Source organism: Bacillus sp. URHA0034 (genome assembly GCF_056280405.1).
Genome location: NZ_JBWCDK010000002.1, coordinates 4,686,890 through 4,701,020, shown reverse-complemented (window position 1 = coordinate 4,701,020; position 14,131 = coordinate 4,686,890). Strand labels below are relative to the sequence as shown.

At 39.8% G+C, this 14,131-nt stretch carries 10 protein-coding genes, 2 pseudogenes and 1 riboswitch; of the genes and pseudogenes, 4 read left to right on the top strand and 8 right to left on the bottom strand.

The features are described 5' to 3' along the window. The first annotated feature begins 3 nt into the window (after positions 1 to 3). A complete protein-coding gene (locus ACZ9EE_RS24615) occupies positions 4 to 363 on the top strand; it encodes an SA1362 family protein (protein WP_476031261.1) in 360 nt (119 codons plus the stop codon). A gap of 68 nt (positions 364 to 431) precedes the next feature. Here the strand turns inward: ACZ9EE_RS24615 and ACZ9EE_RS24610 are convergent, their stop codons facing one another. From ACZ9EE_RS24610 to ACZ9EE_RS24590, 5 genes and pseudogenes are all read right to left on the bottom strand, one after another. Next, positions 432 to 1,316 carry a patatin-like phospholipase family protein gene (locus ACZ9EE_RS24610; protein WP_476031260.1) on the bottom strand — a complete coding sequence of 295 codons (885 nt, stop codon included), beginning with the start codon at positions 1,314 to 1,316 and terminating at the stop codon, positions 432 to 434. A gap of 80 nt (positions 1,317 to 1,396) precedes the next feature. After that, positions 1,397 to 2,422, bottom strand: a complete 1,026-nt coding sequence (splB, locus tag ACZ9EE_RS24605; protein WP_476031259.1) for a spore photoproduct lyase — start codon at positions 2,420 to 2,422, stop codon at positions 1,397 to 1,399. 140 nt (positions 2,423 to 2,562) lie between these two features. Next, positions 2,563 to 3,681, bottom strand: a pseudogene (locus tag ACZ9EE_RS24600) (vitamin B12-dependent ribonucleotide reductase); the annotation flags it as partial. A 246-nt stretch (positions 3,682 to 3,927) separates the two neighbouring features. Beyond that, a pseudogene (locus tag ACZ9EE_RS24595) lies at positions 3,928 to 5,370 on the bottom strand (vitamin B12-dependent ribonucleotide reductase); the annotation flags it as partial. A gap of 327 nt (positions 5,371 to 5,697) precedes the next feature. Beyond that, positions 5,698 to 6,534, bottom strand: coding sequence for a lipoate--protein ligase family protein (locus ACZ9EE_RS24590; protein WP_476031258.1), 837 nt, complete (start codon positions 6,532 to 6,534; stop codon positions 5,698 to 5,700). Between the two features lie 191 nt (positions 6,535 to 6,725). Between ACZ9EE_RS24590 and ACZ9EE_RS24585 the strand changes: the two genes are divergently transcribed. Beyond that, positions 6,726 to 7,109: a rhodanese-like domain-containing protein gene (locus ACZ9EE_RS24585; protein WP_476031257.1), complete on the top strand. Its 384-nt coding sequence runs from the start codon at positions 6,726 to 6,728 to the stop codon at positions 7,107 to 7,109. Positions 7,110 to 7,201: 92 nt separating this feature from the next. Here the strand turns inward: ACZ9EE_RS24585 and gcvPB are convergent, their stop codons facing one another. Genes gcvPB through gcvT form a run of 3 tightly spaced genes read right to left on the bottom strand, consistent with a single transcriptional unit; the run spans position 7,202 to position 11,126 of the window. Continuing rightward, the gene (gene gcvPB, locus ACZ9EE_RS24580; RefSeq protein WP_476031256.1) at positions 7,202 to 8,662 is read right to left on the bottom strand and encodes an aminomethyl-transferring glycine dehydrogenase subunit GcvPB; all 1,461 of its coding nucleotides are present in this window, start codon (positions 8,660 to 8,662) and stop codon (positions 7,202 to 7,204) included. Beyond that, on the bottom strand, positions 8,655 to 10,001 hold the full coding sequence (gene gcvPA, locus ACZ9EE_RS24575) for an aminomethyl-transferring glycine dehydrogenase subunit GcvPA (protein WP_476031255.1): 1,347 nt from the start codon (positions 9,999 to 10,001) through the stop codon (positions 8,655 to 8,657). Before gcvPA ends, gcvPB begins: the two co-directional genes overlap by 8 nt. A 21-nt stretch (positions 10,002 to 10,022) precedes the next feature. Then, entirely contained in the window at positions 10,023 to 11,126 is a 1,104-nt protein-coding gene (gcvT, locus tag ACZ9EE_RS24570) for a glycine cleavage system aminomethyltransferase GcvT (protein WP_476031254.1), read from the bottom strand. A gap of 159 nt (positions 11,127 to 11,285) precedes the next feature. After that, a riboswitch (glycine riboswitch) is annotated at positions 11,286 to 11,374 on the bottom strand. Between the two features lie 209 nt (positions 11,375 to 11,583). On the opposite strand from gcvT, the gene ACZ9EE_RS24565 reads away from it, so the two are divergent. Beyond that, positions 11,584 to 13,272 (top strand): DEAD/DEAH box helicase, encoded by a 1,689-nt coding sequence (locus ACZ9EE_RS24565; RefSeq protein WP_476031253.1) that lies wholly within the window; start codon positions 11,584 to 11,586, stop codon positions 13,270 to 13,272. Further along, complete coding sequence (locus tag ACZ9EE_RS24560; RefSeq protein ID WP_476031252.1) at positions 13,250 to 14,041, top strand: YqhG family protein; 792 nt, start codon at positions 13,250 to 13,252, stop codon at positions 14,039 to 14,041. The genes ACZ9EE_RS24565 and ACZ9EE_RS24560 overlap by 23 nt, the downstream gene beginning before the upstream one ends. Positions 14,042 to 14,131: the final 90 nt, after the last annotated feature.

Genomic DNA, 14,131 nt, shown 5'->3' with positions numbered 1-14,131 from the left:
TTATTGGTTGGGGTACTTATTATTCTTGCATTACTTGGACTTGTCAGTTCATTTACAGCAAATCCTGCCGGTTTCATTCAGGGAATAGCTGTCGTAGCATTGATCGGTTTAGTCATTTATTTCCTTTTTCGCAGGTTTTCAAATTCGAGCCCTCAGAAAAAAGAGCAGCGGGCATTTCTTAAGGCAGCTAAAAAATCTAAAAAACGATTACAGCAAAAGAGTGGAGATTCTACTGCCAGAACCTCCTCTCTAGGAACTTTAACATCATTAAAGAAAAGCACCAAAACAAAAAAGAAATCTCCTGCTCATTTGACCGTTATCGACGGCAAAAAGGGTAAAAAGAAAAATCGAGCGTCTTTTTAGACACTCGATTTTTTTTTAGGAAAACGGAAGCCCCTAAGCGCTGGAGCAAGCAGTTCTCATAATAACAATTAATAACTCCAATGATTCAAAAACTTCTTTGCATGCTCCCTGCCAATCTCAAATAACTTCTGTTTCTTTTCATTTGAAAGGTTAAATTCGGTTAGTGAAACACCTTCTGCTTTAATAAAAATAATATTATCGACATGTTTTTTTGAAATATACCTTTGATCATGAGCGTCTTTCATTGTTTCGAATAAGGCACTGAATAATTGAATGCCATTTTTTATTTGATGTTTTTCATGTTCATATTCGCTTGGGCTCAACTTAATTCCTAGAACAGGCCTGACTTTTTTTACATTTTCTTTATCAAATAGCCACATCGGGAAATTACTAAGTACTCCCCCATCCACTAACACGTTGACTCCATCTATTGACCGTAATTTTACTGGTTCAAAAAAGTAGGGAATACTGCAGCTCATCCGAATAGCTTTGGCAATCGGAAAAGTTCCAGGGTTTATCCCGAACTTTTCTAAGTCATCGGGTAATACTATCATTTGTCCATTCGATAAATCCGAGGTAATTACTCTAAGTGCTTGCGGAGGAAGATCGGAAAATGTCCTCAACCCTTTTGCTTCGAGCTTCTTCTTCAGCCAATTTTCAAGTTCATTTCCTTTATATAGGCCTAATTTCCAATAAACGAGCAGCCATTTAGCAATTGAAAATGGGATGACCGTTTTACGCGAATCAAGCATTTTAGGCAAATCGAACTCATCCACCAATTGATAAATCTCCTTACTTGTATACCCGGCAGCAATTAAAGCGGCAATAATTGAGCCAGCACTTGTCCCGGCCACTCTGACAAATTGAAACCCTCTGCTTTCAAGTTCTTCATAGGCTCCTATGATAGCAAAGCCCTTAATTCCCCCTCCAGAAAAAACGCCGTCTATTTTCATGGGCAGCCACTCCTAAAGATGAACTTGTTACATCTTTAGTCAGCGTGTTTAGAATATAGTACGGCGGACAAGTAAAAAATTTAAGTGAAATATTGGACTACCGCGTTTGGGAAGAATTCCTGAACATATTCTCGGATAGTAGTTTCAAGGTCTTTTGCCTCCTCCGTTGGGTAGACATATTTACCAATACCATACCTTCCCCATTTATATTTTCTTTTTTCCTCGTTCATTTCAAGCTTTGTTTTCGGATAGCGCTTGGCAATTACGTTTTTAGCTGGTTTCGTAAAACGATGCTGTATTAGTTCAAAAGTGAGATCTGGAATGTCTACTCCATTTAGCTCCTCACTTAACCGTTCGAATAATTCACGATAACCGGCTTTCCAATCTTCATGCATGTAGATAGGTGCAACGATAAAACCTAATGGATACCCTGCATTCGCCACTTTTCTCGCAGCTTTTAATCGGTCCTCAAAGGAAGAGGTTCCGGGTTCAAAGTTCTTAATCACATATCGAGAATTGACGCTAAACCTAAATCTTGTTTTTCCATTATGTTTGGCATCGAGAAGATGGTCGACATGATGAAATTTGGTTACAAACCGAAGCTGACCGTATTCGGATTGTCCAAAGAATTCGATCGCTTTTTTTAATGAATGGGTAAGATGGTCTAATCCTACAATGTCGGATGTACAAGCTGCTTCAAAGCGGGTAATTTCTGGTTTTCGTTCATCCATATATTTCTGTGCCTGCTCAAAGATTTCATCTAAATTAACATAAGTCCTTATGTAGGGCTTACTTCCAAGGGTAGTCTGCAAGTAACAATAATGACAGTGGCCCATGCATCCGGTCGCAAGCGGAATGGCGTACTCTGCAGATGGCTTTGATGTATCGAATTTTAACGTCCTTCTTATCCCAACTACCAGGGTTGATTTGGCGTTACGATATTGCTGTAGTTCGTTATCTCCAGGTATTCCTCGGACTTGATTATGTGAAGTGGTTTCCCGAATCTCGAGACCTAATTTTGTGAACTTTTCTTTTAATTCCCTGCCAAGGGGATATTCTAATGCGTTTGGCTCGATATAGACGAGTTGCGGCATAAAAGGGTCCATAACTTCCTCCCTCTTTTCTGTTTGTTTTTTAGTAGTATGAGTTGTTATGAGGGAAGATAATAAATAATAATGAAGAGAAGTTTTTCCATCTATTTAGCACGAAAAAGAGGATGGAAAATATCCCATCCTCTAAATAATTATTATAAACCACATTTTAATTGTGCATTACAGTTTGTACATGTGTTACAGCCGCCGATTTCTTTAACTTTTCCTTTGCGGCAGACCGGACATGTATTACCGACCTCTGAACCGATGGTTACGTCTGTTGAGCGAAGATCACTGATTGTGTCTACAAGAACCACATGTTGATGTGGTTTTTCTTCGAACATAGATAATTGTTCATTTGTATTTTCTTCTGCTTTAAGGGTTAATACTTGTGAATCACGTGAACCGTCGACATAAACAGTACCACCTTTAGCACCACCGCGATACAGACGCTCGTATACCTTTTCTACTTGTTCTACGCTGTAACCCTTAGGTGCGTTTACTGTTTTACTAATAGAGCTGTCGATCCAGCGCTGAATGACACATTGTACATCGGCGTGGGCTTCAGGTGCAAGCTCCATGGCTGATACGAACCATTTAGGCAGATTGTTAGGGTCTGCTTCAGGGTGTTGATCTAAATATTCTTGGACGATATCTGCTTTTACTTCAATGAATTTGCCAAGACGTCCACTGCGGAAGTAAGAGAATGAGAAATAAGGCTCTAATCCTGTGGAAACTCCTACCATGGTACCAGTGGATCCCGTGGGAGCAACAGTCAATAAATGAGAGTTTCTGATTCCTTTTTCCAAAATTGATTCACGAATATCTTCTGGCATTTTTTTCATGAAGCCAGTATTAATGAATGCCTGTCTTAAGCGATTTGTTTCTTCAGGTGTTTCGCTAGTTAAGAACGGGAAACTTCCCTTCTCTGTTGCAAGTTCTACAGAGGTTCTATACGCTGTAGTTGCAATTGTTTCAAATACTTGGTCCACTAGTTCATTACCTTCAGGAGAACCGTATTCTGTTTCACAGTAGATTAACAGATCATGTAATCCCATGACTCCAAGACCTACGCGTCGTTCACCAAGAGCCTGCTTTTTATTTTCTTCAAGGAAGTATGGTGTAGCATTAATAACGTTATCCTGCATTCGTACACCAGTAGCTACTGTTTGTTTAAGTTTTTCAAAATCGACTGTTTTAGATTCTTTATTTGCCATTTCAGCAAGGTTTACTGCAGCAAGGTTACAGACTGAAAATGGTGCAAGTGGTTGTTCCATTTGTTATCCTAGCGGCTTTTTATCCACTAGTTCTAACGGTTGATTTCCCGTTAGTTCAGCATATCTTTTCATTACAATAAGTAATGTTGCGGCCTCGTGCGAAGATTATAGTCTGCCTGTGGCAGGATCACTTCGTATGCGTTGCCCCTGACTGAATTTTTACCTTCAGCCTTCGGTTCGGATTCTCAATCTCAGAGTTCCCGCTTAATTCCGCAATTTTTAACGTGAGGCAAACTAAGCCACTTTACCACACGGATTTGTTGCGACAACTTGTTGTCCATATGCTTTTGCATTTGTCATGTCGTTGGCATTATCAATAAAGAATATACCTGGTTCTGCTGAATAGGTAGCGCAAATGTTAATTAAATTCCAAAGTTCTTTTGCCTTAATTTTCTTATAAACACGAACTTTGTGTCCAAGTTTTTCCCACTCACGAACGTCGCCAACTTTGTGCCATTCTTCATTATAAATTTTCATTTCTTCTTCATTATAGTGCTCTACATAAGGGAATCGAAGTTCATATTCACCATCGTTTTCAACAGCTTCCATAAATTCCTTTGTTAAACACACTGAAATATTTGCACCAGTTAGGAATTCTGAGTTATGAACGGTATAATTCCCGCCAGTTAACAGCTTTTCCTCTGCATGTGCAATAATATTTTCATCAAAACCACCAAACCCGGGAATGCTTTTATAGTTGACAATACCTTGGTACATTGCCGTTTCCTGAAGAGTTAATGGTGTAAATTTAAGTTTATCTTTCGCATGTTTTTTGATCGTTTCATCGTTTGTATTTTCAATTAAGAATCGTAGAATTCTAGGATTCTGCATTTTTGAAATAATAAATTCAATAATGTCTGGATGCCAGTCCGCAAGCATAATCATTTGTGCACCGCGTCTTGATCCACCTTGTTCAACAAGATGAGTCAGTTTCGCAATATCATCTAGCCAAGAAACCGAACCAGAGGATTTTCCATTTACACCTCTTGCCAATGTATTTCTAGGTCGTAACGTTGAACCATTCGTTCCAACACCGCCGCCTCGGCTCATGATTTCCATAACCTGTTTACGATGGTCGGAGATGCCTTCACGAGAGTCTGCAACAAACGGCATGACATAACAGTTAAAATACGTTACATCCGTATTCGCCCCTGCACCGTAAAGAACCCGGCCGGCAGGAATAAAGTTTAAGTTTACTAACTCTTGATAAAACCTCTCTGTCCACTCAAGGCGCTTCTCTTCCGTTGTTTCAACCGCTGCAAGACCAGTAGCATTCCGCTTAGCAATTTGCTCATAAAAGAGCTCCAACGGCTTCTCAATCACATCTAAAGATCTGATAATCGTTCCTGTTGAAGATTCCTCAGGATCATCAAGCACTCCCCTAAATTCCTCTTCAACCAATACTTTTGCCTTTTTCTTTTCCCAATCAATCTCCAAGACCGTACCTAAGCCGCGGGCTGGAAATTTCGGATCCTCTTTAATCGTTAAAACAACAAAGTCGCCAGTTGTTAGGGTAATTTTTGCTGTGTCTTTAAAGGTATAACGGTCGAGCATAACCAATCTTGATACACCTTTATGAGTTATTTTCATATCTGGGGTAACCGGGTGTACTTGGGGGAATAAGCGGATATCCTCATTCAACCTTTCAAAATCAATATTCATTTTTTGTCTAAAAACTACAGACATGAGAACAACTCCTTTTAAAAAAATCACTATATTCTGCTAGATTCTAGTTGTAACGCTATATCTAGTTGTCTTAATAAATTTAAGTTAACACGTTACACCCTATAAATCAACATATAGTACCGAAAATATTTTCGACACTACTATATATTGTATACCCAGCAAATCACAATTAATTTGTCAAACTCAAAAAAAACTAGAATTAAAAGAAAAGAAAAGATTTTAGCCGAATTTCGTCAAATAACAGGATAATTTAACAAATTTCGAGGCTTGCCTCTTTATTTAAAAAGTAATAACAAAAAGAAAAAGCGGCATGCGCCGCTCCTTAGCTCACCTTTTAAAATTCCATTCATCACTTTCATAACGCTCTTTTGCAATCTTATTAACATAAGCAAGTTCGTCTTCGGTTAATTGGTAGGGTTCCAATTCAATATTTAGACCTTCAGCAAAACCTTCATAAAAAGCCTCTTTCGCTTCTTCAAGTGATATTCTGCGGGGACTAATGGCGTTAATGGCAACTGCCTTATCCTTAAACGCCTTTTTCATCCGTTCCTTCACTCGATCATTAGGGTATTTAAATAAGCTAAATAACTTATCCTCATTCAAATCCAGAAGAATCGATCCATGCTGCAGAATAACGCCTTTTTGTCTTGTTTGTGCACTGCCTACCACTTTTCTGCCTTCAACCACTAATTCATACCAGCTTGGGGCATCAAAACAAACAGCAGAGCGGGGGTTTTTTAATGCATCTCTTTCTTCAGCTGTTTTCGGAACCGCAAAATAAGCCTCCAGACCTAAATGATGGAAACCTTTTAAAATCCCTTCCGAAATTACACGATAAGCCTCCGTAACAGTCTTAGGCATCTCCGGATGATCTTCAGATACAATGACACTATAAGTAAGCTCATGCTCATGGAGAACACCTCGACCGCCTGTCGGTCTTCTAACAAACCCTAAGTGATGCTCTTTGACAGCATCCATATCAATTTCTTTCTCTACCTTCTGGAAATAGCCAACTGACAAGGTCGGTGGATTCCAGCCATAGAAGCGTATGACCGGAGGAAACTTACCTTCACTATGCCAATCAAGCAAAGCCTCATCCAAAGCCATATTATAGGATGGTGAGCCATTACCGGAATCTATAAAACGCCAAGTTTCTTTTTTCATGTTAAAACCTCATTTAACTAAAATAATTACAAATTTTAGTCTACCAAAATCTGATAGGAATTCAAAATGAGATGTTTCTGGTATAATTTTATTAGGCATTAAAAAAAGTTTTTCTTTTACATCTTTATCTTTAATGGAATGACTTATATAATAAATACTAGTGCAGTAAAGCTTGAAAGGAGCAAAAGAAGTTGAATTCACTCTATTCTTTATTAATTATTATTTTAGCCGTTATTATCTACTCCCTTTTTAACTATTTCTATCAAAAGAGGATTGTTAAAACGGCAACAGAAGAAGAATTCCGTGCAGGATATCGCAAGGCACAACTAATAGATGTTCGTGAACCAAACGAGTTTGAAGGCGGCCATATTTTAGGAGCACGCAATATTCCAATGTCACAAATGAAAATGCGCATGAAAGAAATCCGCCCAGATATGCCGGTATTTTTATACTGCCAAAGCGGTATGCGCAGTGCACGTGCAGCACAATTCTTACATCGTAGAGGTTACAAAGATTTAACTCAGCTTCAAGGCGGATTTAAAAAATGGACAGGCAAAGTAAAAGCAAAAAAATAATAAAACACAAGGTTCCGGAACACTTCCGGGACCTTATTTTATTTTCAAACATAACAAAGGTCAGATTTCCAGGAATCTGACCTTACGTTTACTTAAGCCTTCTGATATTTTAAAACGGGTTTACGTGCTGCTAGTGTTTCGTCTAGTCGGCCGACAACCGTTGTATGCGGTGCCTCTTGGACAATCTCAGGATTTTCTTCGGCCTCTTTGGCAATTTGAATCATAGTCTCAATGAAAGAATCAAGTGTTTCCTTTGATTCTGTTTCTGTCGGCTCAATCATAATACATTCTTCCACATTTAACGGGAAGTAAATCGTTGGTGGATGATAGCCAAAATCAAGCAGACGTTTGGCAATATCGAGTGTCCGCACACCTAATTTTTTTTGGCGTTTACCGCTTAGCACAAATTCATGCTTACAATGTTTATCAAAAGGCAGGTCATAGTATTCTGCAAGTCTTCTCATCATGTAGTTGGCGTTTAGGACTGCATACTCGGTTACCGCTTTTAATCCATCGGGACCCATGGAACGAATATACGTATAGGCCCGAACATTTATACCAAAGTTTCCGTAGAACGGCTTAACACGTCCAATCGATTGCGGTCGGTCGTAGTCTAGTATATATTCATCTCTTTGTTTTGTAATAATTGGTTTTGGCAAGAACGGCATTAAATCAGCTTTCACCCCAACAGGACCTGAACCAGGGCCTCCGCCGCCGTGTGGACCTGTAAAGGTTTTATGAAGGTTTAAATGGACAACGTCAAATCCCATATCGCCTGGTCTAGCTTTTGATAAAACAGCGTTTAGGTTTGCACCGTCATAATACAGTTTTCCTCCTGCACCATGAACAATGTCAGCCATTTCAAGAATTTGTTCTTCAAATAAACCAAGTGTATTCGGATTGGTTAACATAAGAGCAGCGGTGTCCTCACCAACAACACGTCTTAAATCATCGAGATCAACAAGACCTTTATCCGTTGATTTCACCGTGATAGTTTCAAAACCAGCTATCGTTGCTGAAGCAGGATTTGTACCATGGGCAGAATCCGGAACGATTACTTTGGTCCGTTTTGTATCACCATTTGATTCATGGTACGCTCGGATGAGCATTAATCCAGTCCATTCGCCGTGGGCACCCGCTGCAGATTGTAAGGTGACTTCGTCCATACCTGTTATTTCAATTAAATGCTGCTGAAGGTCGTATAAAAGCGCAAGCGCCCCTTGAACGGAACTCTCATCCTGCAGTGGATGAACATGTGCGAAGCCATTGAATCTGGCAACATTTTCATTGATTTTTGGATTATATTTCATTGTACATGAGCCAAGTGGGTAAAAACCCGAATCCAAGCCATGATTTCTTTTTGAAAGAGCTGTATAGTGACGCATAATATCAAGCTCAGAAACCTCTGGAAGTTCCGGCTCTTCTTCACGAAGGTACCCTTCTGGAAGCAGGCTGCTCACCTCTAATTCCGGTATATCCATTTCCGGGAGGCTGTAACCGATTCGGCCAGGAGTACTACGTTCAAAAATGAGTGCTTGGTCTTGGTTATGCATGCAAATCCCCCAATTCTTTCACAAAAGTATCAATTTCATCCTTTGTTCTTTGTTCCGTTACAGCAATCAACATATGGTTAGACAGTTGTGAATAGTCACGTCCTAAATCATAGCCTCCGATAATTCCTTTTTGTAACAATGCTTGATTGACTTCTTTAACCGGTTTGTTTAATTTTACAACAAATTCGTTAAAGGAAAAGCCATCATAAGCCACTTTAAACCCTGCCTCTTTAAACGCATTCTTGGCATAATGTGCTTTTTGCAGATTTGCTGCTGCCATTTCACGAACACCCTTTTTACCTAATGCTGTCATTGCGACAGACGCGGCAAGGGCGTTAAGAGCTTGGTTTGAGCAAATGTTTGAAGTCGCCTTTTCACGGCGGATATGCTGTTCACGAGCTTGAAGTGTTAAAACAAACCCGCGCCGTCCTTGGTCATCAATAGTCTGTCCGACTAGACGGCCCGGGACCTTCCTCATTAATTTGCTGGTAACTGCAAAATAGCCGCAGTGCGGACCTCCAAATGCTGTTGGAATCCCAAATGGCTGTGCATCACCAATGACAATATCTGCCCCAAACTTGCCAGGTGGTGTTAATACACCTAATGAGAGGGGATTGCTATTCACAACGAACATCCCTTTATGGGCATGAATAATTTCCTCCACTTCTTTTAACGACTCTAAACGTCCAAAAAAGTTTGGGTATTGGACGATGACCGCTGCAACTTCCTCGTCTACTAAATTCTTTAAGGAATCAAGATCTGTTACTCCCTCTATAATAGGGGCTTCTACTACTTCAAGATACTGTCCTTTTGCATATGTTTTCAGAACCTCGCGATACTCTGGGTGAACGGCGCCAGAAACAACAATTTTTTTCCGTTTAGTATGACCTGCACTAAGCATAGCAGCCTCGGCAAGAGCGGTGCCCCCATCATACATGGAGGAATTGGCAACATCCATACCGGTTAGCTCACAAATCATCGTTTGAAATTCAAATATAGCTTGAAGTTCACCTTGAGAAATTTCAGGCTGGTATGGTGTATAAGCTGTATAAAATTCAGAACGGGAAATGACATGGTCCACAATTACAGGCATATAGTGATCATAAACACCTGCACCTAAAAACGACACATTCCGTTTGAGGTCAGCATTTTGGTCTGCTAATTTAAATAGTTCTTTCATAAGTGCAGTCTCAGACTTTGCCGCTTTAATGTTATACTCACCCTTAAATCTTACTTTTTCAGGGATATCGCTAAACAGTTCATCTATTGAAGAAACGCCAATCGTTTCGAGCATTGCCTTCTTATCTTGTTCAGTCATCGGTAAATAGCGGTGTTTCATATCCTTGCTCCCCTCGTGTTTTTACTTTTCTCTTTTATAAAAAGGTGTTGGAACAACTGATGCTTTTAATCGTTTGCCGCGAATTTCAACTTCAACCTTGGATTCTAAATCGGCATATTCGGTTTTAATAAGCGCAAGACCAATATTTCGCTTCAAAGTTGGCGACTGTGTTCCTGTAGTTACTTCACCGATACGTTCTTCGCCTTTATAAACAGGGTATCCATGGCGTGGAATGCCACGGTCAATCATCTCGATCCCGATTAATTTCCTAGTTATACCAGTCTCCTTCTGCTTTTTTAACGCTTCCTTCCCGATGAAGTCAGCTTCCTTATTTAACTTCACAGCAAAAGCAATTCCCGCTTCTAAGGGAGTAATTTCGGGGGATAGCTCTTGTCCATAGAGTGCTAGGACAGATTCAAAACGCAGGGTATCACGTGCCCCTAATCCGCATGGAAGAACTCCGTCTTGTTCTCCTGCCTTTAGAATGGCATTCCAAAGGTCAACAGCATCGACAGCATCACAGTAAACCTCAAATCCGTCTTCACCGGTATATCCTGTTCTGGATACCAGTGCCTTTTTATCGTTTAAAATGACCTCTTGCTGAAATTTGAAGAAGCCAATTTGACTTAAGTCTGTATGTCCAGCGAGCTTTTGCAGAACTTTTTCGGCAAGCGGTCCTTGAAGGGCAAGCTGGGCTGTCTTGTCGGATAAGTTATCAAGGATGACCTCTCCTTCTAGATGGTCCATAAGCCATTTATAGTCCTTTTCAATATTGGAAGCATTAACGACCAGTAAATAATGATCGTCCTCCATTTTATAAATAAGTAAATCATCGACGGTTCCGCCATTTTCATAACACATCGCCGTGTATTGAGCACCGCCATTTTTAATTTTTGAAATATCATTAGTCATCATTTTTTGTAAAAATGGTAAACTATCTTTCCCTTTAACTTCTACTTCACCCATATGAGAGACATCAAACAGACCTGCTTTAGTACGGACCGCTTCATGTTCTTCCTTAATGCTGGAAAATTGGACCGGCAGTTCCCACCCTCCAAAATCGATGGTCTTCCCTCCGTATTCTTTATACACTTCAAACAGCGGAGTACGTTGTAATTCAGTCATCCATTAATCCCCCTTATTTATGAACCAGGTTTTTTAACATAAAAAAGGACAGAGACCTCCCTATGAATATAAGAAGGTCTCTGTCCTTGCACCAGAAAGTTTACCTAAAGCGGTTTTCCCCGTGGGTGGCTGCTAATATTGCAGCGCTCTCCAGAGCTGCGTCGAACAAGAGTTCTTTTGCCTGAGAGATTCACATTTCTGCTTGCTCCTTCGGCGCTACGTCCCGTAGTCTCTCCCCTTGCTGTCATCCGCATTATAATAATTTTTTATTTGGTAATACTAATTATACTTAAAAAATAAATTACTTTATTAAAATATTTAAAACATTCTAAGCTATTATCATCCTATCATTAAACTATAACATTGGGCAATAAATTTATAGAAAATTAAAACACCATTATCCCTTTTGATTGGCAAAAAGACGTGACACAACACTGTATGAAAAGGAGCTGTAATGATGTCAGTTGAAATTGAATTTGATTCCTCTTGGCAGGATGATTTTTTACATAGAATAGACAACGATGGTCCGTGGGGCAATTGGGAGCTTTTTAAACTAGCAATCGATGTGGAAAAGCATTTGGTTATCCCTGAGTTTGAAGGCTTGCAAGCTCCAAATCATCTTCCTAATTTAACACCTCTGCCACATCAGCTTGAAACAGCAAAACAGGTGATTGAAAACATGAATGGTAAAGCCATTCTTGCTGATGAAGTAGGACTAGGAAAAACAATTGAAGCAGGATTAATTCTAAAAGAATATATGATCCGCGGCTTAGTAAAAAAGGTGTTAATACTGGTCCCGGCTTCTTTGGTTACCCAATGGGCCATTGAGCTCAATAGCAAATTTTTTATTCCCGCTATTACGCAAAGGAAAAGCTATGTCTGGGAACAATGCGACGTCGTGGTTTCTTCGATTGATACGGCCAAACGAGATCCTCACCGGGACATTATTTACAAGCAGGACTATGACCTCATTATCATTGATGAGGCCCATAAACTAAAAAATAACAAAACGAAAAACTACGAATTTGTCCAAAACCTTAAAAAGAAATTTTGTTTGTTATTAACGGCCACACCTATCCAAAACCGAATCGAAGAAATCTTTAATCTTGTTTCCCTTCTAAAGCCTGGGCACCTGGGCAGTGAAACCGCCTTTTATGAAAAATATAAACGGGATGCCCGTTCGTTAAATGATGATGAGCATTTAAAAGAATTAGTGAACAAGGTCATGATTCGGAATCGCCGTGCCGACACTGGTATCGAATGGACAAAAAGACAGGTTGAAACCATTCCGATTGAATTCTCCCCTGCTGAGAAGGATCTTTATGATTCTATATCGGTTCTCAAAAATGAAGGGGATTGGGCTCAAACAAGTGCTTTTTCGGTGATGACCTTACAGCGTGAGGCTTGTTCAAGCCGTGAGGCTGTTTTCTATACGCTAAAAAACATGCTGCAAAAGAAAGAGGATCCAACACCTGCTTTTGAGGACCAAATCCAATTTTTAATTAAAAAGGTTGAGGCTGTCCAGCAAAATTCAAAGGCAGAAAAAGCGCTTGAAATAATCCAGAAGGTAAATGATAAGGTGATCATTTTTACTGAATATCGTGCAACTCAGATGTATTTGCAATGGTATTTAAAGCAGCACGGAATCAGCTCGGTTCCTTTCCGTGGTGGTTTCAAACGCGGCAAGAAAGACTGGATGCGGGAATTGTTCCAGAAACATGCACAAGTCCTAATTGCTACTGAGGCTGGAGGAGAAGGGATCAATCTACAGTTCTGCAACCACATTATTAATTTTGATTTACCCTGGAATCCAATGCGGCTTGAACAGCGGATTGGACGGATCCACCGTCTTGGCCAGGAAAAGGATGTCATGATTTATAATTTTGCAATCAAGGGCACAGTTGAAGAACATATTCTGAAGCTGCTTTATGAAAAAATCCACCTTTTTGAAAAGGTCATCGGTGAATTAGATGATATTTTAACAAAACTGGAATTTGGCAATATTGAAGACCATCTTATTGATATTTTTGGTCAATCAAGTTCTGAAGGTGAAATGCGAATTAAGATGGAGAATTTATCATCTATGATTGAATTTGCGCAATCAATGAAGGAGGGTGAGTCACATGCAGCAGCAGGAAATTCATGATTTTCTTCTCAAGTATTTTCAGGCAAACGATTGCCCCATTGTTGAAAATAAACCGGGATATTTAATCGTTCAGTTAACGATTGAACTTGATAAAGAATTGATGAACCGACCGTTTTACTGGCATTATCTCGAAAAAACAGGCGGCATCCCAAATCCAATGAGTTTAACCATTATCACCGATCAAAAAAAAGCTCCGGAAAATATGAAGGGAGAAATTATCCATTTTGGTTCGCCCCGGCTTCATCAAATCTTTGCTTCAACCAAAAAGTTAGCCAGTTATATTCGGTTATATGAAAATCACCAGCACGTTCAAAACCAGACGGCATTGTTTCCATGGCTGTGTATGAATGTAAAGATCTCTTATCAATGTGACCGAAAGCGGGATATTTTTAAGTCGATCGGCCTGCAGCTTATAAACGGTCAAATGGTCGAAGATTTTCATGACCGTTTACAAGAAATATCTCTCACCCCAAAAATCCCGGATTACTCTTTTACATTATCGCCGTTGGTTAGACCAAAAAGCGGGATGATTCGAGTTGAAAATTATTTAAGGAACGTTATCTCAGAGGAGGACCATTCTTGGGCCGAAGCGGCACGGCAACGCTGGGAACAGGACTTGCGGTTACTAAATCATTTTTATGAAGATGAAGAAGAAGCAAATGAGAACTATGAAACCGAAAAAACCGCACTGCAAGAACAGTATGAACCAAAAATCAACATCTCCTTCATCAACGGCGGACTCTTTTACTTAACCGAAAAGGCTATATAAGAATACTTTATTACAATGTTTAAGTAGTTTACAGTGACAGGCACCATGTGAAATTTTCACATGGTGCCTGTCACTGTAATGACCTCTAAA